20 protein-coding genes are annotated in these 19,986 nt (G+C 69.0%); 11 read left to right on the forward strand and 9 right to left on the reverse strand.

All coding sequences use genetic code 11. The features are described 5' to 3' along the window. The first annotated feature begins 13 nt into the window (after positions 1–13). From B7R21_RS05075 to B7R21_RS05110, 8 genes are all read left to right on the forward strand, one after another. Positions 14–619, forward strand: a complete 606-nt coding sequence (locus B7R21_RS05075; RefSeq protein ID WP_116282151.1) for a hypothetical protein — start codon at positions 14–16, stop codon at positions 617–619. A gap of 51 nt (positions 620–670) precedes the next feature. Further along, positions 671–985, forward strand: a complete 315-nt coding sequence (locus tag B7R21_RS05080; RefSeq protein ID WP_116282152.1) for a DUF7882 family protein — start codon at positions 671–673, stop codon at positions 983–985. Between the two features lie 40 nt (positions 986–1,025). Then, complete coding sequence (locus B7R21_RS05085) at positions 1,026–1,721, forward strand: hypothetical protein (RefSeq protein WP_147305813.1); 696 nt, start codon at positions 1,026–1,028, stop codon at positions 1,719–1,721. Beyond that, complete coding sequence (locus B7R21_RS05090) at positions 1,718–2,245, forward strand: pyridoxamine 5'-phosphate oxidase family protein (RefSeq protein ID WP_116282154.1); 528 nt, start codon at positions 1,718–1,720, stop codon at positions 2,243–2,245. Before B7R21_RS05085 ends, B7R21_RS05090 begins: the two co-directional genes overlap by 4 nt. A gap of 115 nt (positions 2,246–2,360) precedes the next feature. Then, complete coding sequence (locus B7R21_RS05095; RefSeq protein ID WP_116282155.1) at positions 2,361–3,554, forward strand: exonuclease SbcCD subunit D; 1,194 nt, start codon at positions 2,361–2,363, stop codon at positions 3,552–3,554. Positions 3,555–3,585: 31 nt separating this feature from the next. Next, positions 3,586–6,705: an AAA family ATPase gene (locus tag B7R21_RS05100; RefSeq protein ID WP_116282156.1), complete on the forward strand. Its 3,120-nt coding sequence runs from the start codon at positions 3,586–3,588 to the stop codon at positions 6,703–6,705. After that, positions 6,698–8,104, forward strand: coding sequence for an FAD-binding oxidoreductase (locus B7R21_RS05105; protein ID WP_253259643.1), 1,407 nt, complete (start codon positions 6,698–6,700; stop codon positions 8,102–8,104). The genes B7R21_RS05100 and B7R21_RS05105 overlap by 8 nt, the downstream gene beginning before the upstream one ends. A gap of 129 nt (positions 8,105–8,233) precedes the next feature. Beyond that, the gene (locus tag B7R21_RS05110; RefSeq protein ID WP_116282158.1) at positions 8,234–9,199 is read left to right on the forward strand and encodes a hypothetical protein; all 966 of its coding nucleotides are present in this window, start codon (positions 8,234–8,236) and stop codon (positions 9,197–9,199) included. A 16-nt stretch (positions 9,200–9,215) separates the two neighbouring features. Here the strand turns inward: B7R21_RS05110 and B7R21_RS05115 are convergent, their stop codons facing one another. The 6 genes from B7R21_RS05115 to B7R21_RS05140 form a co-directional block, all read right to left on the reverse strand. Next, positions 9,216–9,572, reverse strand: a complete 357-nt coding sequence (locus tag B7R21_RS05115) for a PRC-barrel domain-containing protein (protein ID WP_116282159.1) — start codon at positions 9,570–9,572, stop codon at positions 9,216–9,218. Positions 9,573–9,809: 237 nt separating this feature from the next. Beyond that, complete coding sequence (locus B7R21_RS05120) at positions 9,810–11,384, reverse strand: HNH endonuclease signature motif containing protein (protein WP_116282160.1); 1,575 nt, start codon at positions 11,382–11,384, stop codon at positions 9,810–9,812. Between the two features lie 174 nt (positions 11,385–11,558). Continuing rightward, positions 11,559–12,098: a YbhB/YbcL family Raf kinase inhibitor-like protein gene (locus B7R21_RS05125; protein WP_253259644.1), complete on the reverse strand. Its 540-nt coding sequence runs from the start codon at positions 12,096–12,098 to the stop codon at positions 11,559–11,561. A 61-nt stretch (positions 12,099–12,159) separates the two neighbouring features. Continuing rightward, positions 12,160–13,941, reverse strand: a complete 1,782-nt coding sequence (locus tag B7R21_RS05130; protein WP_116282161.1) for an AAA family ATPase — start codon at positions 13,939–13,941, stop codon at positions 12,160–12,162. A 92-nt stretch (positions 13,942–14,033) separates the two neighbouring features. Beyond that, complete coding sequence (locus B7R21_RS05135) at positions 14,034–14,267, reverse strand: hypothetical protein (protein ID WP_116282162.1); 234 nt, start codon at positions 14,265–14,267, stop codon at positions 14,034–14,036. A gap of 74 nt (positions 14,268–14,341) precedes the next feature. Next, the gene (locus B7R21_RS05140; protein ID WP_116282163.1) at positions 14,342–15,277 is read right to left on the reverse strand and encodes an NADP-dependent oxidoreductase; all 936 of its coding nucleotides are present in this window, start codon (positions 15,275–15,277) and stop codon (positions 14,342–14,344) included. Between the two features lie 33 nt (positions 15,278–15,310). Here B7R21_RS05140 and B7R21_RS05145 point away from each other — a divergent pair, with 33 nt between their 5' ends. Then, positions 15,311–15,514 carry a hypothetical protein gene (locus B7R21_RS05145; protein ID WP_116282164.1) on the forward strand — a complete coding sequence of 68 codons (204 nt, stop codon included), beginning with the start codon at positions 15,311–15,313 and terminating at the stop codon, positions 15,512–15,514. 27 nt (positions 15,515–15,541) lie between these two features. Here the strand turns inward: B7R21_RS05145 and B7R21_RS05150 are convergent, their stop codons facing one another. Continuing rightward, positions 15,542–15,949, reverse strand: a complete 408-nt coding sequence (locus tag B7R21_RS05150) for a hypothetical protein (protein WP_116282165.1) — start codon at positions 15,947–15,949, stop codon at positions 15,542–15,544. A 46-nt stretch (positions 15,950–15,995) separates the two neighbouring features. Then, positions 15,996–16,898, reverse strand: a complete 903-nt coding sequence (locus B7R21_RS05155) for an SCO6745 family protein (RefSeq protein ID WP_116282166.1) — start codon at positions 16,896–16,898, stop codon at positions 15,996–15,998. Between the two features lie 78 nt (positions 16,899–16,976). Between B7R21_RS05155 and B7R21_RS05160 the strand changes: the two genes are divergently transcribed. Both B7R21_RS05160 and B7R21_RS20005 read left to right on the forward strand, forming a co-directional pair. Continuing rightward, on the forward strand, positions 16,977–17,978 hold the full coding sequence (locus B7R21_RS05160; protein WP_253259645.1) for a carbohydrate kinase family protein: 1,002 nt from the start codon (positions 16,977–16,979) through the stop codon (positions 17,976–17,978). A gap of 33 nt (positions 17,979–18,011) precedes the next feature. Then, positions 18,012–18,830, forward strand: a complete 819-nt coding sequence (locus B7R21_RS20005; RefSeq protein WP_172592058.1) for a CG0192-related protein — start codon at positions 18,012–18,014, stop codon at positions 18,828–18,830. A 124-nt stretch (positions 18,831–18,954) separates the two neighbouring features. Here B7R21_RS20005 and B7R21_RS05170 read toward each other — a convergent pair whose 3' ends face one another. Further along, a complete protein-coding gene (locus tag B7R21_RS05170; RefSeq protein WP_116282167.1) occupies positions 18,955–19,968 on the reverse strand; it encodes an ABC transporter substrate-binding protein in 1,014 nt (337 codons plus the stop codon). Between the last annotated feature and the right edge of the window lie 18 nt (positions 19,969–19,986).

Genomic DNA, 19,986 nt, shown 5'->3' on the forward strand with positions numbered 1-19,986 from the left:
GTAGCGTGCAGGTATGAAGCTGCTGTACTCGGCCCAGCCCCGTCGGCGTGCCCTGCAACTGGTCGCCGACGCCTCAGCGGTGGTCTCGATCATCTCCTTCGTCGTGCTCGGCGTGCTGGCCGGCGTCCTGCTGAACTCGTTGGCGTCACTCGGGCGCGGGATCGAGGATGCGGGCACGTGGCTCAGCGGAACAATGACCGATGCGGCCGATTCGCTGGGCGGGATCCCTCTGATCGGCCCCGGCGCGAGCTCTCCGTTCCGTTCGGCCGGTGACGCGGGAACGATGCTCGCCGATGCCGGGCAGCGCCAGCAGCAGCTCATCGGCCAGGCCTCGCTCGTCGTCGGAATCGTCGTCGCGGTGGTGCCGATCGTCGCCATCCTGCTGCTCTGGCTCCGCCCGCGAATCCGATTCGTGCGGCGGGCCGCCCACTCGCGGCTGCTCAGCCAGACGGCCGCCGGGCGGGAACTTCTGGCTCTCCGGGCCCTTGTGGGTTCACGGCCCGAGGCGCTGCTCGCACTGGCTCCGGATCCTGTTGCCGCCTGGCGCGCGGGCCACCCTCCCACGATAGGTGCACTGTCTGCCCTCGAACTGAGGCAGGCTGGAGTGCTGAGCGATTAGGATCGGGGTACGAGTCGCCGAGACCCCGCGCGCTCCAGTCAGGACTGAATCATGGGAAGCCTCATCTACGGTGCGCCGGGAGTCGAGATCCCCTTCGATGACCGCGCTCTCCTGCACCTCCGCGTCGTCGTGCTGGCGAAGCTCCGCCGCGACGAGAAGTTCGCCCTGTCGTGGGACGACGAGGCGACGGGCCGGAGCCACACCATCTGGCTGCATCCCGCCATCCCCCTGCAGTTCGTGCTCGACGCCTCGACGAACACCGGGCTCAACCGCCACTGGATCGAACAGCTCACGGCCGTCGCGAACAGCGGGTCGGGGCTCCGTCTGCTTCCGGAGCCGCTCGCGGAGCCGGCCGCCATCGCCTGAAGCGCCTCCCGGCACCCGCGCCCTGCAGTCCTGGTGAACGATGGCAGAGCCGAGGAGGAAGAGGCGACGCCGCAGTGAACCTGCCGGGCCGCGTCGGCGCGCCCTGAGATTCCCGGTCGATGCGGCCCTGGTCGAGCGTGCCGTCGAGGAGGGCGTCTCCCTGTCGCGCACAGCCCTGACGATGGCCACGATGAACCACATCGTCGTCGGGGCGCTGAGGTCGGGCGATCCGTACGACCCGGAACAGATCGCCCGGTTCGTCGACGCAGAGCTCCGTGCCCTGGTGCTCGAACAGGCTTCCCTCGCAGCCCACATGCGGAGGCTGATGGCCGAGTTCCCGCCGAGCTTCCGCAGGTCGACCACGATCAGCGACCACCACCTGCTGGTGCAGCGCCGGGTGGTCTACTCGGCCCTTTCCACAAAGCTCGACCGTCTGCGTCTCGACGGCGAGTTCGTGCCCGCCGCGGTCGACTCGTCGAGGCAGTGGGCGTGGTCGGAGCTCAGCCACGCGATCGAGGTGCGGTTGGATGCTGCGGGCGGGCTCCCCGCGTCCGACCCCGGCTACGCGGCCCACCGCGAGGCGCGCATGCGTGCCGTGCGCGACGTGGACCTTGCCGAACTGGATGCCCGGCTGCCGAGGGCGCTGTCGTCAAGGGGTACCGAGACCCCGGGCATCCGGAGCAGAGTGGGTCCACCACAGGGTGGAACATCCACCAGCGAAGGAGCAGGCACATGACTGACACCACCACCTCTTCAGACACCTCCGATTCAGGCACCTCCGACGCGGGATCCGGCGTCGAGAAGGTCGCGAAGCTCATCGCGGGTTTCCGATTCGCCATGATGACGACCCGGTCCGCCGATGGGAAGCTCGTCGCCCGGCCGCTGACCGTGCAGGACGTCGAATTCGACGGCGACCTCTGGTTCATCGTCGCCCGCGACTCTCACGAGATCGCGGAGATCACCGCCGATTCCGTCGTGAATGTCTCGTTCAGCTCGAGTGACACCTGGGTGTCCCTCTCGGGCGTCGCCGAGCAGGTCGACGACGATGCGAAGCTGAAGGAACTGTGGAACCCCGCTGTCGATGCGTGGTTCCCGAACGGTCCCGAAGACCCCAATGCGACGCTGGTCAAGGTCGTCAGCGACAGCGCCGAGTACTGGGACACCCCGGGCGGCCGGGTCGCGACGGTCTTCAGTCTCCTGAAGTCGAGGATCACAGGCACGCCGTACGACGGCGGCGAGAACGAGAAGGTCGAGCTGTAAGGCCGGAGCGCCGCGTCGCTCGGGGTCTCGTGCGGCTCCGTGAGACACTGGACGGATGCCGCGTAGAGCCCCGACCGATCGGTCACTGTCGGCGGCCGGGGCTAACGTGCGGCCTATGAAGATCCTGCACACCTCCGACTGGCACATCGGGCGTACCTTCCACACGCATCCGACGCTCGAACACTTCGAGATCGTGGCGGCCGCCATGGCCGGTGCCGTGCGGGAGCAGGGTGTCGATGTCGTTGTCGTCGCGGGTGATGTGTTCGACTCGGCGGTACCGTCAGCCGAGGCCTACGACGTTCTCAGCCGAACCCTCCGGGCCCTCCGGCAGACCGGTGCGACGGTGATCCTCAGCAGCGGCAACCACGACTCCGCCACGCGACTCGGTTTCCAGGCCGAGTGGGCGGCGGAGGCAGGCGTGCACGTGCTCACCCGGCACGATCGCCTCGACGTTCCGGTGACGCTCGACGACGAAGCGGGGCCGGTGCACTTCTACGGCATCCCGTACCTCGAACCGAGCCTGATCCGCCACCACTATCCCGACGAGACGCTGCGTTCGCACCAGCAGGCGCTGGCCTTCGCGATGGGGCGCATCCGCGACGACCTCGCGGTGCGGGGTGGCCGTTCGGTCGTGCTGTCGCACTGTTTCGCGGTGAACGTGGCGGAGGCTCCCTCGCTTTCGGTGCCCCCGGCCGCAGACGAGGGCGCCACCGATGTCGAACGCGACATCACCTCGGGTGGCCTCGACCTCGTCCCCCTCGCGGTCTTCGACGGGCCCGACTACGTCGCGCTCGGCCACATCCACTCCCGCAAAACGCTCAGTGATCGGGTGCGGTACTCGGGTGCACCACTGCACTACTCGTTCAGCGAGGGTTCCCGGGTGCGCGGCGGCTGGCTGGTCGAACTGGATGCCGCAGGCCTCGCCTCGACGAGCTGGATCGACTTTCCCGTGCCGAGGCCCCTCCGGGAGATCACCGGCACGCTCAGCGACCTCCTCGACGACCCGTCCCTCGCGCCGTTCGAAGACCACTGGATCAAGGCGATCGTCACCGACCAGGCCCGACCGCTCGACGGGATGCGCAAGCTGCAGCAGCGGTTCGCCCACTGTGTGGCGCTCGAGTACCGGCCCTCCGTCGTCAACGACCCGGGGCTGCAGACCTACGCCGAACGTCTCACCCAGAAGACCGACCAGCAGATCGTCTCGGGCTTCGTGGAGTTCGTGCGGAACGGTTCCGGGCCGAGCGAGTTCGAGACCCGCCTGGTCAGCGAGACGCTGGGCGCGATCGATGCCGGGCTGGCGCTGAAATGAGAGAGGTGCCGCAGCGCAGAGAGGTGCAGCAGTGAAGATCACGCACCTCCGCCTCGCCGGCTTCGGGCCCTACCGCGACGAGCAGAACGTCGACTTCGAACAGTTCGACGACGACGGCATCTTCCTCATCACCGGCAAAACCGGCGCCGGCAAGTCGAGCATCCTCGACGCCATCTGCTTCGCGCTCTACGCTTCGGTCCCCCGGTACGACGGGCGTGAGTCGCAGCTGCGGAGCGATCATGCGGGCCCCGCAGATCCGACCTTCGTCGAGCTCGAATTCAGCATCGGCGGCTCCGACTACCGTCTCTTCAGAAGCCCCGAGTACAAGCGGCCGAAGCGTCGGGGCGACGGGTTCACAACGGCGGCGCCCGAGGCGCGGCTCTTCGTGCGGGAGGAGGGCGTGAGGCACGAAGGCGCGGCGGGGGAGCCGGCCGGCGACTCCGACTGGCGCGGCATCGCGGCGAAGCCCGTTGACGTGGGGCGCTACCTGAGCGAGATCCTTCCGCTCCGGGTCGACCAGTTCCTGCAGGTGATCCTGCTCGCGCAGAACCGGTTCCAGCAGTTCCTGCTCGCGAAGACCGACGAGCGGCGTGCGCTTCTCCGCACGCTCTTCGGAACCGCCCGATTCGAGGCCTTCGAGAAAGCGCTGGCAGACCAGAGCCGCGCGTTGACGTCGCAGGTCGCGGATGCCCGGCAGAGCATCCACCTGCGGGCGACGCAGGCGGCAGGCATCGCCCGATCGGTGACCGAGAGCAGTGCAGTAGGCGGCAGCGCAGAAGGCAGCAGCGCAGTAGGCAGCAGTGCAGTAGGCGGCAGTGCAGAAGGCGGCAGCGCAGTAGGCAGCGCTGACGAAGACCGGGGGATCGTGCCGGTCGATCCGGGGCTCGGGTGGTTCGGTGCCCTGCTCGCAGACGTCGAGGCGGCGCGCGACGAGGCCGACCGGCGTGCCGAGGTCGCCCGTGCCGCTTTCGAACAGGCCGACAGCGCCCACACCGTGCAGCTCGAAGTCCTGCGGCGCCAGACGAAGCGCGATGCCGCCGCGGCCACGTTGGCCACCCTGCTCGAGGCGACTCCGGCGATCGAGGGCCTCCGCTCCCGCATCGAGCGAGCGAACCGTGCCGCCCAGGTGTGGCCGCAGATCGAGGCGCGTCGCGGGGCGGAGGAGTCCCTCGCCGAAGCGCTGGCCGCGGAGGCCGACGCCCGAGAGCGGTGGGAACCCTACGGGGACGAGGCCCCCACCACCGCGACGACTCTCCGGGAGACGGTCGAGCAACTCGTCGCCCAGCGCGGGATGCTCGATGGAGCACTGGAGGACGAGAAGCGGTTGCAGCGACTCCAGACGGAGCTCGCCGCGCATTCGGCGAGACGAGCGGCCGTGGCAGCCGATCTCAGCACGGTCGAGGCCGGGCTGGCCGACGTTCCCGCTGTGCTGTCCGAGCTCGAAGAGACGCTCTCCACGGCGAAGCTGGAAGCAGCCCGGCTGCCCGGCCTGCGGATTGAGCAGGGAGACATTCGCGACGCCCTGTCGGCGGCCCGCCGGGCAGATGCATCGGGAGCTGCCCTGACGGAAGCGCTGCTCGCACAGAAGGCGGCGAGCACGGCCCACCTCGAGGCGGCCCGGCTCGTCGACACCCTCCTGGCCCGGCGTCTGGCTGGCCACGCCTACGAGCTCGCGGCCGAGCTGGCCGAGGGTGTGCCGTGTTCCGTCTGCGGCTCGACCGAGCATCCTGAACCCGCACGGAGTGACGCGAAGCCGGTAACCGAGGGCGACACGGATCGCGCGCAAGAGCACCGAGCCGTCTGCCAGGCAGCGCTCGCAGAAGCGGACGAACAGGTCGGCGCCCTCGGCCGGGCCCTGGCCGACGAACGGGCTGCGGCGCGTGGCAGAACCTCGGCCGAACTCCAGGCCGAACTCGATGTCGCTGGCGAGCGGGCGGCCGTCGCCGAACGAGCCGAGGTGCAGGTCGCCGAACTCACCATCCGGCGCGAAGAGATCCTGAGTCAGCGTGAGACCGCCGAGATGTCACTCCGGACCCTTCGCGACGAGGTGGCGGATGCCCAGCTCGCCTTCACCGCTGCGGAGACGAGCCACGCCCTCATCTCGCTCCGGGTGTTGGAGGTGCGCGGCGGCTTCGACTCTGTGGCTGACCGCGCCCGCGAGATCGAGGCTCGGCTCGCAGCCGCCCGTGCCCTGGAGGACGCGCTCACCGCGACGGCGACCCAACTCGAACGTCGGAGTCGCGCCGTCGCTGCCGAAGCCCGGCAGCTCGCCGAGCTGGGCTTCGCCGACAGCGCCGCCGCCGACGGCGCGCGGCTCACCCCGCCGAAGCTCTCCGCTGAGGAGCTGCGGGTGCGGAACCACGCCGACGGTGTCGCGGCGGCCACGGCCCTGCTCGCCGATCCGGATCTCGTCGGCCTGCCGGCGGCGCCGGTCGAGACCTCGCTCACCGCTGAAGCGCGCACAGCAGCGGCTGCTTCTCGCGCGGAGTTCGATGCGGTGCGCAGCACTCTCGCTGCCGACTACCGTCAACTCGAGGGGCTCGTGAAAGAGGTGAAGACGCTCTTCGAGGCCTCCGCCGGCCTCATCGAGGAGCAGGCCCGGGTGCGCGAGCTCGCGGAACTCGTTGCCGGTGGCGGGTCGAACACCAAACGTATGCGCCTCGAGACATATGTTCTCGCGGCGGAGCTCGAGCAGATCATCCAGGCGGCCAATGCTCGGCTCACGACGATGACGGGCAGCCGGTACTCCCTCGAACTCGATGACTCACTGCAGTATCGCAACGTCGAGGCGGGACTCGGGCTGAGCATCCGCGACGAGCACACCGGCAGAGCAAGGCCGACGCACTCGCTCTCCGGGGGTGAGACGTTCCTGGCGTCGCTGGCGCTGGCTCTCGGGCTCGCCGAAGTGGTGTCGAACCAGACCGGCGGCATCTCGCTCGACACCCTCTTCGTCGACGAGGGCTTCGGCACATTGGATGCGGAGACCCTCGAGATCGCCATGAGCACGCTCGACAGCCTGCGCACCGGCGGGCGCACCATCGGCCTCATCAGCCACGTCGAGTCGATGAAGGAACAGATCTCTGCCAAACTCCGCATCACCGTCACCGATGCCGGATACAGCGAGATCGAGGAGGTACGGGAACGTGTCTGAACCGGGCCCGCTCACTGCTGCTGTCACGCGACTCCGAACAGACGGGGTGGCCGTCGTGCTGACAGGCGCGGCCGAAACGCTGGCCTACGCCCGCGACAGGTCTGGCCACGACCCCGGCGATGTCACCTTCGCCGTCGTCGTTGCAGAGAGCGTCTCCGACGTGCAGCTGGTGTGCCGGGCCGCCTCCGAGTTCGGGGTGCCGGTCATCGCGCGCGGCGCCGGCACGGGATACGCCGGCGGAGCCGCCGCGACCGAGGGGGCGATCATCCTGTCGCTCGAGAGGCTGACCGCGATCACGCAGATCGACCCGGAGAGCGGGCTCTGCGTTGTCGAGCCGGGGGTCATCACGGCGCACGTGTCCGCGGCCGCGCGGGCAGTCGGGCTACGCTACGCACCGGATCCGGCCAGCGCAGCCCTCTCCACGATCGGAGGCAACATCGCCACCAACGCCGGGGGGCTCTGCTGTGTGAAGTACGGCGTCACCCGCGACTCGGTTCTCGCGCTCGACGTGGTGCTCGCCGGAGGTGAGCTGATCCACACCGGCCACCGCTCGATCAAGGGTGTCAGCGGATACGACCTGACCGCGTTGTTCGTCGGATCGGAGGGGACGCTCGGCATCGTCGTCGGCGCGACCCTCCGGCTGCTCCCGGTGCCGCTCGGCGCGGTGCACACGATCGCTGCGTTCTTCGAGACTGTCGAACAGGCGACGGCGGCCAGCGTCGGACTCTTCGCCTCGGGGGTGCGGCCGAGCATGCTCGAGCTCATCGATGGGGTTCACCTGTCACGCATCGACGAATGGCGGGGGAGCAGTTTCCGCCGTAGAGGCGCGGGGCTGCTGCTGGTGCAGACCGATGGATTGGCCGGGTCGGCCGAAGCCGCTCTGCTCCGCGAGGTGTTGGAGGGCTTCGGCGGCGAGACCGAGGTCACCGACGATCCCCGGCGCACCGAGGAGCTGCTCGACATTCGTCGCTGGACCTCGCAGGACCAGGCGCCCCGCCCCGAGGTCACCCTCAATGAGGATTTCGCGGTGCCGCGCCACCGGTTGGTCGAGATGGTGCGCCTCATCGAGTCGACGAGCGCACGGTTCGGCGTTGTCATCACGATCCTCGCGCACATCGGCGACGGCAACATCCACGCCAACCTGCGCATCCCGAACTCGGAGATCGGGCCGGACGGGGCGTTGCCCGAGAAGGCCTGGCTCGCTGCCGATGCCATGATCGCCGGCGTGCTCGAACTCGGCGGAACCATCAGCGGTGAGCACGGGATCGGGATGCTCAAACGGCGCTGGCTCCGCGCCGAGCTCGGTGACGTGCAGTACGAACTCCAGCGTTCGCTGAAGACCCTGTTCGACCCGCAGAACCTCCTGAACCCGGGCAAGGTGTTCCTGCCCGGGCCGTAGCATCACGGGCCTCGGCAGCGCAACCGGCGGCGTCGGTTTGTGCACGCCACAGTGGGCAGGCAGGATGAGCAGAACGGAGTACGGGCATCGTGACCGCCCGCACATCCGACCGGGACCGGGGGCTGCTGGATGCAGGACGATACGCTTCTCGCGGTGATCTACCGCGGCCGCCCGGCCACGGTCGCTGAACTCGCCGCACTGTCCCATCTGCCGGAAGGCGAGGCTCGGGCAGCCGTCGCCGACCTCCGGGCCCGCGGACTGCTGAGCGGTGAGGGCGACGGACTCGTCTACTCCCATCCCGCACTCTGGGCGGCCCAGGTCGTCGCGGAGCGCTCGGCAGAGCTCCGTCGGAGTTCACGCGAGACATTGTCGGAACTGGAGCGGATCGTCGCCGAACTGCCCGGGATGCTCCGGCACTGGTCGGTGGGGGAGACATCCACCGACCAGGTGCCAGTGATCACCCGGCATGGCCGTTACGCCAGCGAGGATGTCTGGTACGACATCGCTCGTCCCAGCAGCGGCACCCTGAACGGTGTGCTGCCGGACGTCGACCAGTTCGAGTTGAGTGAACCGCATCGCGCTGAGCGCTTCGGCCGGGCATTGGCGGCGAAGGATTCCGTGCGGGTCATCATGCCGACGCGGGCGGCCGACGATCCACTGGTGCTGCAGCGGATGACGCACTACCGTCCCGCCGGCGTCGAGTTTCGCCTGCTGGATGCCCCCGCCAGCTGGTTCTGGGTGGATGGGGACCACGTCGGGGTTCCGTTCGCGTGGGGTGAGGGGCGCCCCACGGGCGCCATCGGGGTGCGGAATTCCGCCTTAGCGTCACTCGCTTTGGCCTACTTCGAAGTGCTGTGGCAACAGGCCGAACCGGCCGAACGGGAGGATGCGGCCTGGAGCCCGCTGCTGCGGCTGATGCGGCAGGGAATCACGCTCGACACCGCTTCACGCCGGGTGGGCATCAACCCCCGGACCGGTCGACGCCGGATCGCCGCAGCGATGGATCACTACGGTGTGTCCACGCTGTTCGCCCTCGGTGTGGCCTGGGCCGCGGACCCGCAGACGACGGCCGGCGGGCCGGGCCTCCAGTCCTGAGCGTTCCGGGTGGGGCTCAGCGGCGGCCGAGACGCCGTTCTCCGCCGGAGCCGGTCTGGTAGGTCAGGCCGTAGTGCGCGAAGAGAGCGGGTTCCTCGGCGGCTTCGAGCTCGCCGTCGGTGGCGATGGAGGGTGCATCCTTGATGAGCTTCTTCGGAAACATCACCTTGAGGTACTTGGGAGCGACAACCGCGCCCGCGAGGGGTGCGAAGACGAGCTTCTGCCCGCTGAGGATGCCGACGTGCACAGTAGCGAACGTCGGAACGCCAGCGGCAGTGTCGAAGTAGATGCTCTCCAGCGACCCGACCTTGTCGCCGGCCTCATCGACAACCGGCTGGCCGATCCAGTCGCGAAGGTTCTCTGCCTCGAACATCTCGACCCGCTCTCCTGCCAGCGCACGCCAGCGTCTCCGGTCAACGTTACTGGTTCCCGGTGGTCGCCGCGGTCAGCCGTGCTGCTGTCGCGCTGCTGCTGTGGCTGCCGCGCCCGTCGGGCTTGCCGTCGGATGGACGGGTTCTGGATGCGCGTGGCTGGATCGGTGGTGCGCGATGGTCGGCGACGATACGACGCATGGGTGGTCGGCTGTGATGGCCGGGTTCAGGGCGTCGTTTTACCCGGTGTCGCTGGAATGGTCGTCTCGCAATTGGTCGTCCACTTCATGGCCTGGTGGGTGGTGGCCGGGCGGTAACTGTCTGGCCCGGTTCTGTTGGCAGGGTCTGGGTGTTTGGTTCCAGTCGAGCGATGCGGGTGGGATGACGTGGGGGGTGCCATTACGAATGGTCAGTTTCCAGCGGGCTTTGTGGACGTTTGTGTGGTGGAAGTGGCAGAGCAGAGCCCCATTGTCGAGGTCCGTCAGCCCGCCGGGGTGGGTCGGGGATAGCCACCCGTCGACATGGTGGGATTCGCACCAGGACGGGGGTGCGTTGCAGCCTGGCCAGACGCACCCGCCGTCCCGTGCGGCGAGGGCACGGTTCTGGGCGGTGGTGAACAGGCGCCGGGTCTTTCCGTGCTGGATCACCTGCCCGTGTTCACCGAACAGGGTCGTGATGACATCCCCGTGACACAGGAGCGTTTCAACGGTCGTGTACGGGACGGGTTCGGTGAGCCCGTCGATCCAGCCCACACCCCGCCCGGAGGTCACATCCTCGAGGGTGGCGTGCAGGTTCACGGTCGGCGCCGCACCATTCAACCGTGGCACCGCTGGGTCTCTCACGCCCAGCTCGATCAGTTGCACCAGTCCGTCGGCGCGCTTCTGACCCGCACTCCGAACATCCGCCGTCACAGCATCACCCAGCACACCGCCACCATCGTCGCCGTCTTCGCCGTCTTCGCCGTCTTCGCCGTCTTCGCCGTCTTCGTCTTCGCCGCCGCTGCCGTCGCTGGTGGCCGGGTCGGGCTGAAAGGACACGATCCGGGGTGACGTGAAGGGTTCCAGGGCTGCGCCGATGATCCCGGCCATCGAGCCTGTCAGCATCCCCGTGACACGGGTCATCCCCGAACAATGCGGCGTCAACGTCAGGAAGCGGCGTTCGAACAGGTCTGCGTCGCGGGGTTCCGTACCGTCAGGGTCGAGGTGCTCCCGGTACCTGATCGCGAGATCATCGACCTCCCGAACGGAGTATCCGAACCCGCCGACCCGATCCTGCGCGTACGACACCAGGCCGCCCTCGGCTTCTTCGACCGCTTCCGTGAACCCGACCCGAGAAGCCACGTCGGTGAGGCGGGTGGTGATCCGCTCCGCGACATCCACCCCAATGTCGCCCCGCGCCAACGCCTCCGCGACGCGGGGGAACTGCGGCGGGTTCGGCAGACCGACCAGAGACATCGTCGTATGGGTTCGGGTGGCGAGCCGAAGGCGATCCTGAACCGTCCGCTTCGACGCCTGCGTCACCGTCTCGAGAAACAACTGAACAGACCGGAACCCCTGAGACTTCGACAACCCCTCATCGCCGTACTCGACAGCAGACAGAGCCGCCACCTCCCCCGCCATCCGCACACGCAGGCCATCCACGATCCGGCCCAACGACTCGACCTCCGCGGTAGCGGCCATGACGTCGTCGTCGGCAAGCCCGCAGGGCGCGGCAGCCCCAACCCCCGACGCCAGCAGCGCGTCGAACCGCTGCCGGGCATCCGAAACCCACCCCATCACCGAAGCGATGTCAAAGGAGGCGGCTGGCTGGTTCATACCAACAGTCAAACACCAACCACTGACATTCCCTCAGTAAATCAGGGTACCCGCAGGCCGAAACCCAAAACTCTCAGGAAGGAATTTTCAGCAGACAGTAAGCCCGCAAAGGTAAGGGAACCCGCCGGCTCGGAAACGCCGACGAGCCCCGCAGCTGAGGAGAGCGCGAGGCCCCTATGCCTCCCACCAGGGCGTGATCACGGCACGCGCCAGCGTGTGCCCCGACATGGTGAAACCAAGGAACGCGGGTGTTGCCCCAGCGTCAATGCCGAGGGTATCGACGTCGAGAGCGTGAACGCCGATGTGGTAGTGGTGCTTGCCGCTTCCGGCGGGCGGAGCGGCCCCGAGGAAGCGGGCGAGGCTAGCGTCGTTCTTCAACTGGAACGCCCCCGCAGGCAGCGAAGCGCCCGACTCGTCACCAGCGCCCGTCGGAACGGATGTGGTGGTGACGGGGACGTCGACGACGGCCCAGTGCCAGAACCCGGCACCAGTGGGCGCCTGCGGGTCGTACACCGTGATCGCGAAACTCTTGGTGCCCTCGGGGAACCCCGACCAGGTGAGCTGGGGACTCGTGTCGGAGCCGCCGGCGCCGAAGATCCCGCTCACCTGGGGGGTGGGCAGTCTCTCGCCGTCGAGAACGTCGGCGCTCGTCAGGGTGAAGGTGGGAACATCCGCGATCTGGTCGTAGGGGTTGGTGGTCATCGAACCGGTCATGATTTTCTCCAATTGTCATTCACCTCTGAAACCAGCAGTCTCATCGGATGGTGAGCAGGCGCTAGAGCCCCTTCGCGATGGCCGCTGCGGCCGCGAGCCAGGCTCGACGAGTGGCGGGCTGAAGCGAGCTGTGCAGGATCCGACCGGCCTTCAGCGCGGGATCGAACGGCACGATCACGACGTCGCGCACATACGGACGGAAGTCGTCGGCCATGCGCTCGGAGATGTTCTGCTCCTTCGGCTGCCACTCGGAGATGACGACGACGGCGTTCTTCGCCAGCTCCGCGGCCTTCTCGCTGCGGCTCTGCACGGCCTGCAGTGTGAGAAGGGCGGCCTGGGCGCGATCCTCCATCGTGGTGGTCGGCACGACGAGCTGGTCGGTGTGGTCGATCATCCGCAGCCAGTTCTCGGCGCGGTCGCTGTTGCCGGAGTCCATCAGGATGAGCCGATAGTACTTCGCCGCGATGCTGTGCACGATGTCGACCTCCTCGGCCGTCATCTCGTGGGTGCCGGAGGGGTCTTCGTCTGATCGCAGCACGTCGAACTTGTCGGCCTGCTGGTGGTGCACGAAGCGGGACATCTGGCCGAACTCGGCGCGGGCATCCAGAAGGTCATCGGCATTGGCGAGAACATCGAGAACGGTGGAGTCGTGCTCGCCGCGTTCCGTACGCCAGCCGAGCGTGCCCATGGTCTCGTTGTTGTCCCAGGCGAGCACTCCGCCGCCGCCGCTCCGGGCGAAGGCTGCCGCGAGGTTGGCGACCGTGGGGGTCTTGTTCGCCCCGCCCTTGCGGTTGATCACGCTGATGGTGCGGTGCGCCGGGAAATGACGGGAGATCGCCTCGATGTCGCTGCGCTGCGCCTGCTCGGTGGGGCCGGGCTTGAAGTGGAATCCCAGGTGGTTCAGGAAACCCTTGAAGCCCTGCTCGGCAGGCTCGTCGACCTTCGCCACGGCGAGGAACGAGGGGGCATCGAGCAGATCCTTCTGCCGGCCTGAGCCGGAAGGCGTGGACTGCTTCGACGGTCTTGCCTGCTCGGCCGAGTCGGTCGTGCGCGCACCCCGGACAGGTGCGGCAGTGGTACGGGAGGGTGTTGGCATGGGGGGCTCTGATCGTTCGGGTGACAGTGCCAGCGCGGGGCGGGCGGATGCTGGCAGGGGAACCGGGAGGGATGCGGGCAGGGGAAGTGCGGCGGGCACTGGATCGTCGCTCTCGTCCGGAACTTCTGCGGCGTCTTCGGCGGTTGTGGTTGTGGTTGTGATTGCGGGGCCGGAGGTCTGTGTGGAAGTGATGTCGGCGTCGGAGTCAGTGACGTCGGCATCGGCGTCGGGATCGATGTCGTCGGTGACTGGCTGGTCGACCTCGACCGCGGCGTCCGTGGCGATGTCCGCATGGGCATCCGTGTCCGCATCGGCGTCCGTGTCGCCGTCGGCGTGTGCGGCGTCGTCACCTTCGACGGTGTCGTCACCTTCGACAGTGTCGTCGTCACCCTCGTCAGCCATCACGCCGATCTCAGCGTCGGCGTTGTTCGGCTCGTCGGTGTCGGTTCGCTCGCCGGAGGCCTCGAGCTCTTCAGCTGGCACGAAACTCTCCTCCTCGATCGAACCGTCTTCGTCGGCGAGCAGGATGCTGCGACCGGTCTCCGCCGTCACCGTGACTCGCACGGGGCGACCGAGGTTCTCGGCTTCACCCTGGATGAGGCCGACGAGCTCCTGGAGTGCCGAGCCCGCCGAGTCGGCAGCGATGTGCTGCTCCGCTCCATCGACTCGCAGCACACCAGTATTGTCACCGCGGAGAACCGCCGTGATGTGTGGAGTGTCGAGCACCCGACTCTTGTCGATTGCCATACCAGCACCCCGCCTTTGATCAGATGAAACCAGACAACTTGTCCCATCTTAAGAGAGGGTGAAGTTTTTGAGGAAACCCCGGCAGGACCGGCCTACTCGTCGACCTCGGTGTAGGTGCCGTCGTGCTCCGCCGGACGGTCCTCGCGGTCGTCTCCCTCGGTGTCCGTGTAGCTGCCCGACTCCTCGCCTGCAGTCGATGCGGGAGTGGTCGCGGGCCCGGCTTCCTCTTCAGGATTGAAGTGTGAACCATCCGGAGCGTGACCCACCGCGAGGCCGTCCTCGGAGTTGGGAATGGTGCCGTCAGTGCCGATATTCGTGTCGCTCATGGTCTCACGCTATGCCAGACGGCCCGCGACCGGCAGGGGCTTGCTTTTCGCAGCGAAGCTCCGGCGAACAGGATTCAGGGCAGGAGGGCGAGTTTGCCGCCGGGGTGCTGGCCCTTCAGGAACTCGAGGGCGTCGCGCGCTTCGGAGAGCGGCCAGGTGCGAGCGATCGGCACGACGAGCCGGCCGGATCCCGCAAGATCGATCAGGTGTGCGCGTGCGGCGTTCCGGAAGGCCGCGCTGGCCGGCATCGCCCCGGCGATCGCCCGGATGCCATCGGCTTCGGCCCGGCCGGGCGCTGCGATGGTCACGATGCGCTGCCGATCATCCACCAGCGCCAGCGACACGTCGACCGCCTCGTCGGTGCCCACCGCGTCGAGCGCGGCCGCGATCCCGCCGGGGGCCGCCGCCCGCACGCGCTCCTCCAGACCGCCGCCGTAGGCCACCGGATGCCCGCCGAAGCGCCGAACGACGTCGAAGCTCCCCTCGCTGGCGGTGCCGACGACCTTCGCCCCCAGGAGTGCCGCCTGTTGCAGCACACTCACGCCGACGGCTCCGGATGCTCCGTGGAGCAGGATCGTGTCGCCCGCGGTGACCCGGGTGACGTGGAGCATCTCGGCGGCGGTGGTACCGGCGAGCAGGAGGTTCGCGGCCTCGGGGAAGCTGAGGGAGGCCGGTTTCGCGAACACATCGGCGGCCGGAACGGTGAGTGCGGAGGCGTAGCCGCCGGCGACCCGGAAGGCGAGCACTTCGTCGCCCACGGCGCCGCCGCCCGAGGCGATCTCGGTGTCGGGTCCGAGGGCTGAGATCACGCCGGAGACCTCGTATCCCACCTGCACGGGTAGGAGGCCCCGGTCGCTCCCCGACGCGACGTGCTTGTAGTCGGCCGGGTTCATGCCGGCAGCGCGGATCTCGATCGTGACCTCGCCCCTGCCGGGCGGGGCGACCTCTGCCTCGACCTCCTCGAACACGTCGAGTCCACCGAATTCCTGTGCGATCCACTTGACTGCCATGTATTCCATTGAACACCCGGGTAGCGTTGGGTCATGGCTGAAACAGCGTCCGACCCGTTCCACGACTTCTCCGTTCCGCAGGATGCCGACCTCGTCGCGTCCCCGACACCGAACGCCGAGAGCTCCGGCGACGACGACGGTGACAACGCGGCGGGGTCGGGCGCTAGGGAGCTCGACGACGACCCGCTGGGCTCGAGCGGCAGAGCCGACCGGGGTGAGACGCCAGCAGACGACTGAGACCGCCGCGCGCGGGAGGGCGAGGGGTCAGAAGCCGGTGGCCGCGATGACGCCGGAGTAGAGGAAGCCCGTCAGCACGGTGACCAGGCTGGCCGCGCCGAGGGCTGTGCCTGCGCCCGCCGCACCGCGGGGCGCGCCGGGGCGGAGCAGTGCCACGATGCCGAGCGCGATGGTCGCCAGCGCGATGACGATGGCAAGCACGGAGTGGGCGACTCCGAACGTGGCCAGCAGTTCATACATCCCCTGCCCGACGACGACAGCCTGCACAAGTGTGAAGAGCACGTTGAACAGGATGCCCACCACGCCCACCACCAGCGCGACGATGCCGAGCGTGTTCCGAGTCTGCGGGGCGCGCGCGCCCTGGGTGTCGCCGGTGTACCGGCCGCCGCCGCCGCTGATGCTGCTACGGCCCTGTCCCGCTTCGGGTTCACTCATACTCCCAGTCTCCTCCCCTTGTGACGGGGCACGAACGCAAACCGGGTCAGCGCGAGGCGGGGCCCGCGAGGATCGTCGCGCCCGCCGGGTCGGCCGCCGCATCCCAGGGCGTCGGCATGCCGATCGGGTTCGGCTGCGGGTAGAGCGGTGCGCAGGCGTTCGCGAGGGGGGCGAGCGCCGCCGCGACCGCTGCGAGCCGGGCATCGCTGAGGCCAGACCAGGGAGCGGTTGCGAGGCGGTTCGTCAGCTGCTCGGCGCGGTCGATCGTGTCACGGCCGGCGGGAGTGATGAGGCCGTCGGAGTCGAGCATCCCGCGGTCGACGAGGTCGGACTGTTCGTCATCCCACTCCTCGTCGCTCCAGCCGCGCGACCGCTTCATCGACGAGGTGTCGAGGTCGAGACCGCTCCGCAGAACGATTGTGGTGAGGCCCGCGATGTTCTCGGTGACGAGGGCGAGCACGTGACCGTCGCCGCGGTGCTCGCGGAGGGTCGCCGTCGCCTGCCAGAGGTCGCGGTACGGGTCGCCCGTGGTGGGGAGGGCACGGTTCGCTGCGGCGAGCGGACGCCCGATGGTGTCCACTTCGGCCGCGATCGGGGCGAGGGCCGTGGCGGCTCGGGCCGCGACATCCTCGTCGGGCACCAGGGTGCGGAGAGTGGATGCCGCACCTGCCGCCCGGGCATCCAGAACCGCGTCGGGCGAGGCGATCGACCACGCAGCGGGCAGCGCACGCTCGACGAGCGCGGGCGCGAACCCGCTGAACAGGGCGGTGACGGGGGCGGCGGTCACCGCGCCGAGCGGAGCGGACCGGCCCGCGAAGTAGCCGTCCCAGTAACGCGTGAGGCCGATGGCGGCGAAGGCTGCGCGGGACTCCGCCGAGAAGTACGTCACGGCGTGGATGGGTTCGAACAGGGTCCAGAGCCCTCTGACCAGTGTGTCCCTCGACGTCATCGTTGCCTGCTTCCTCGACTGCACCACGTGGGTCCGTCCGGCCGTGGCCGGTGCCCGCGCCCAGTCTAGGATGGTGGCGTGAACGCCAGCGAAGACCCACAGCCCCCGTCCGTGCTGGCCCCCGCCGTGCTGGTTCCCGCCGTGCTGGTCCCGTCCGTGCTGGTCATCGGGGAGGCGCTCGTCGACATCGTCGTGCGGGACGGTGATGCAAATGCCCCAGACGACGCAGCCCCGGTCGTGCATCCGGGTGGCAGCCCTCTGAATGTCGCCTACGGGCTCGCACGGCTCGGCGTGCCCACGACCTTCCGCGCACAGGTCGGCTCAGACGAGCACGGCCGGGCGATCATCCGGCACCTCGAGCAGGCCGGCGTGGTGCTCGAGCAGGCGACGGCTCTGGATGCCCCGACTTCCACCGCCACGGCGCACCTCGATGCCGAGGGCAGGGCCAGCTACGAATTCGACATCGTGTGGGAGCTCGACCGCGGCGAGATCGCGGACGGCACGAGCGTGCTCCACACCGGGTCGATCGCGTCGGTGCTCCGCCCGGGGGCAGGCGAGATCCGACGGTTGTTCGCGGATGCCCGGGCGCGAGGCGACGTGCTGCTCAGTTACGACCCGAACGTGCGGCCGAGCATCACACCCGACAGGGCTGCCGTCGTGGCGGATGTCGAAGCACTCGCAGCGGATGCGCACGTGGTGAAGCTGAGCGATGAAGACGCCGAGTGGCTGTACCCCGGTGTCGACCTCGAGACGGTCGTGTCGCGCTTTCTCGACGCGGGGAGCCTGCTCGTGGGAGTGACTCGGGGAGGGGAGGGCTGCCTGCTCGCGGCCCCCGGCGTGCGCGTGGCGCTGCCCGCCGAGCCGGTCGAGGTGGTCGACACCATCGGAGCGGGCGATTCGTTCATGTCGGGAATGCTGTACGCGATCCTTCGCGACGGGCTCGTGCCCGGCATCCTGGCCGGGCACCTCGACGGTCACGAGGTGGAGGCCATCGCGCGCACGGCGCTCGAGAGTGCGCGCATCACGGTCTCACGGGCCGGAGCGAACCCGCCGTCGCTCGCCGAGCTCGGCGCACCCTGAGCCCAGGCCCGCCCCCGGGCCTACGATCGGGTCATGGCTCTTCTCTACAAAGCGGTTCTGACCCCCTCGAAACTCGAGCTGCTGCAGGAGTGGGTGCCCGAGCAGCCGTGGTTCAGCGCTGCGGACGGGCCTGCAGGCGGCTCGGATGTCGACGCGACACCCCTGGTGCAGGTCGGTTCCTATCGGTTCGACGACCCCGACGGGGAGGTGGGCATCGAGACGATGCTTCTCCGGGCGGGGGAGGGGGAGGCCGCCGGGCCGGTGCTGCAGGTTCCGGTGACGTACCGTGCGGCCCCGCTCGACGGTGCCGACGCCTCACTGATCGGAAAGGTCGAGCACTCGGTGCTCGGTACGCGGTGGGTGTACGACGCGTGCGGTGACCCGGTCTATGCGGCAGTGCTCGCCGCAGTCATCCTGAACGGCGGAAGCCACGTCGAGCAGCACTGGGTGATCGACGGCGAGGAGGTGGCGAAACCGCTCGACACGCTCGTCGAGGGCACGGGCGGGCGCGCGGTGCTCGGCAGCGGTGGGGCGAATGGCGGTGGAGTGGACGGCGGCGGAGCGGACGGCGGCGGTGCGAACGGCGGCGGTGCGGACGCAGGGCCGTGGGCGATCGTCACCGTCGAGACGGGAACCGAGTCGACGCTGATCCACACCGGCGACCTGGTGATCGAGGTGCTGCGCCGGGTGACCGGCGAGGGTGCGCTCTCTGCTGCCGACGCGGCGTCTGCCGCTCGGGCCGATTCGGCGGCGGCCATCGCGGGGACGAGCGCCATGCTCCTCGGCCGGTGGCCCGGCGAGCCCGAGCCGCGTCTGCTGGCGAGCGCCGCCGCCGCGGCATCCGGGGCCTGAGAGCGCCCCCAGCGCCCCCACGGCCACCCTGCACCAACGAGACCGCCACTTCGTGCCGAGATCGCCGGGTGGAACTGGCGGTCTCGACCGGAAGTGGCGGTCTCGGGGGTGCTCGGCGTGCGCGCTACCTGGCGGCGGCCGTGGCCAGCAGCGGTACGAGCTGGTCGAGCACGACGGGGATGCTCAGCACGCTGGCCGCGCTGTACGCCTTCGTGACCTCGGCGCCCGGGTCGAGGATGACCGCGCGGCCGTCCTGCACGACGGGAAGGCTCGCGAGCAGGGGGTCGGCCGAGGTCTCTGCGGCGGTGAAGCCGATCGGCACGCCGACCATCACGTCGGCGTCGAGTGCCGAGACGTTCTCGACAGAGACGGCAGCGTAGAACGCACCGGCACCGAGCGCGGTCACGGCTGGGGCGCTCACGAAGCCCAGGTCGGCGAGGATGTCGAACCGGCCGTCGCCCGGCAGGTAGGCGCCGTATGCCTCACCGAACTTGGCGGCGGAGACAGCTGTCTTGCCGGCGAAGGTGGGGTTGGCGGCAGCGGCGGCCGCGATGTCGGCTTTCGTCGAGGAGATCAGCTCGGCACCCTTGTCGGCCTGGCCCAGGGCCTCCGAGACCGAGGTGAGCTGCGTCGCCCAGTCGGTGGCGAACGCGCCGGTTCCGGTGGGGGCGTAGACCGTCGGTGCGATCTCGCTGAGACGCTTGTAGGTCTCCTCGTCGTTGTCGCTCCGCACGTTCAGGATGACGTCTGGGTCGAGGGCCGCGATCTGTTCGTAGTTCAGCGTCTCACCCCCGCCCAGCTGCTCGGGAACGACGTCGCCGAAGAGCGGTGCGGCCCACTCGCCGACGCCTTTCGTCGGGGCGCCGAAGCCCTGCCAGTCGTAGACTCCGACCGGTTTGACGCCGAGGGCGAGGGCCATCTCGGCATCCGACCAGCCGAGGGCGACGACCTTCAGGTCGGCGGTGGCCGGCTGCGGAACCTCGACGCTGCCGAACATGGTGTCGACGGTGCCGAGGGGTCCGGATGCTGCGGAGGAGGCTGGCTCGCTGGTCGCGCTCGCGGCGCATCCGCTGAAGGCGAGGAGGGCCGCTGCTGTTGCGGCAACAACGGTGGTGGTACGGAGAAGACGGGTGCGCATTGAAGCTCTCTCGATCGG

It is taken from the genome of Subtercola boreus (genome assembly GCF_003399625.1).
GTDB lineage: Bacteria > Actinomycetota > Actinomycetes > Actinomycetales > Microbacteriaceae > Subtercola > Subtercola boreus_C.

Coding starts and splice junctions, on each gene's coding strand:
- B7R21_RS05075 (WP_116282151.1), top strand. CDS start 14: ATGAAGCTGCTGTACTCGGCCCAGCCCCGTCGGCGTGCCCTGCAACTG.
- B7R21_RS05080 (WP_116282152.1), top strand. CDS start 671: ATGGGAAGCCTCATCTACGGTGCGCCGGGAGTCGAGATCCCCTTCGAT.
- B7R21_RS05085 (WP_147305813.1), top strand. CDS start 1,026: ATGGCAGAGCCGAGGAGGAAGAGGCGACGCCGCAGTGAACCTGCCGGG.
- B7R21_RS05090 (WP_116282154.1), top strand. CDS start 1,718: ATGACTGACACCACCACCTCTTCAGACACCTCCGATTCAGGCACCTCC.
- B7R21_RS05095 (WP_116282155.1), top strand. CDS start 2,361: ATGAAGATCCTGCACACCTCCGACTGGCACATCGGGCGTACCTTCCAC.
- B7R21_RS05110 (WP_116282158.1), top strand. CDS start 8,234: ATGCAGGACGATACGCTTCTCGCGGTGATCTACCGCGGCCGCCCGGCC.
- B7R21_RS05115 (WP_116282159.1), bottom strand. CDS start 9,572: ATGTTCGAGGCAGAGAACCTTCGCGACTGGATCGGCCAGCCGGTTGTC.
- B7R21_RS05120 (WP_116282160.1), bottom strand. CDS start 11,384: ATGAACCAGCCAGCCGCCTCCTTTGACATCGCTTCGGTGATGGGGTGG.
- B7R21_RS05125 (WP_253259644.1), bottom strand. CDS start 12,098: ATGACCGGTTCGATGACCACCAACCCCTACGACCAGATCGCGGATGTT.
- B7R21_RS05130 (WP_116282161.1), bottom strand. CDS start 13,941: ATGGCAATCGACAAGAGTCGGGTGCTCGACACTCCACACATCACGGCG.
- B7R21_RS05135 (WP_116282162.1), bottom strand. CDS start 14,267: ATGAGCGACACGAATATCGGCACTGACGGCACCATTCCCAACTCCGAG.
- B7R21_RS05140 (WP_116282163.1), bottom strand. CDS start 15,277: ATGGCAGTCAAGTGGATCGCACAGGAATTCGGTGGACTCGACGTGTTC.
- B7R21_RS05145 (WP_116282164.1), top strand. CDS start 15,311: ATGGCTGAAACAGCGTCCGACCCGTTCCACGACTTCTCCGTTCCGCAG.
- B7R21_RS05150 (WP_116282165.1), bottom strand. CDS start 15,949: ATGAGTGAACCCGAAGCGGGACAGGGCCGTAGCAGCATCAGCGGCGGC.
- B7R21_RS05155 (WP_116282166.1), bottom strand. CDS start 16,898: ATGACGTCGAGGGACACACTGGTCAGAGGGCTCTGGACCCTGTTCGAA.
- B7R21_RS20005 (WP_172592058.1), top strand. CDS start 18,012: ATGGCTCTTCTCTACAAAGCGGTTCTGACCCCCTCGAAACTCGAGCTG.
- B7R21_RS05170 (WP_116282167.1), bottom strand. CDS start 19,968: ATGCGCACCCGTCTTCTCCGTACCACCACCGTTGTTGCCGCAACAGCA.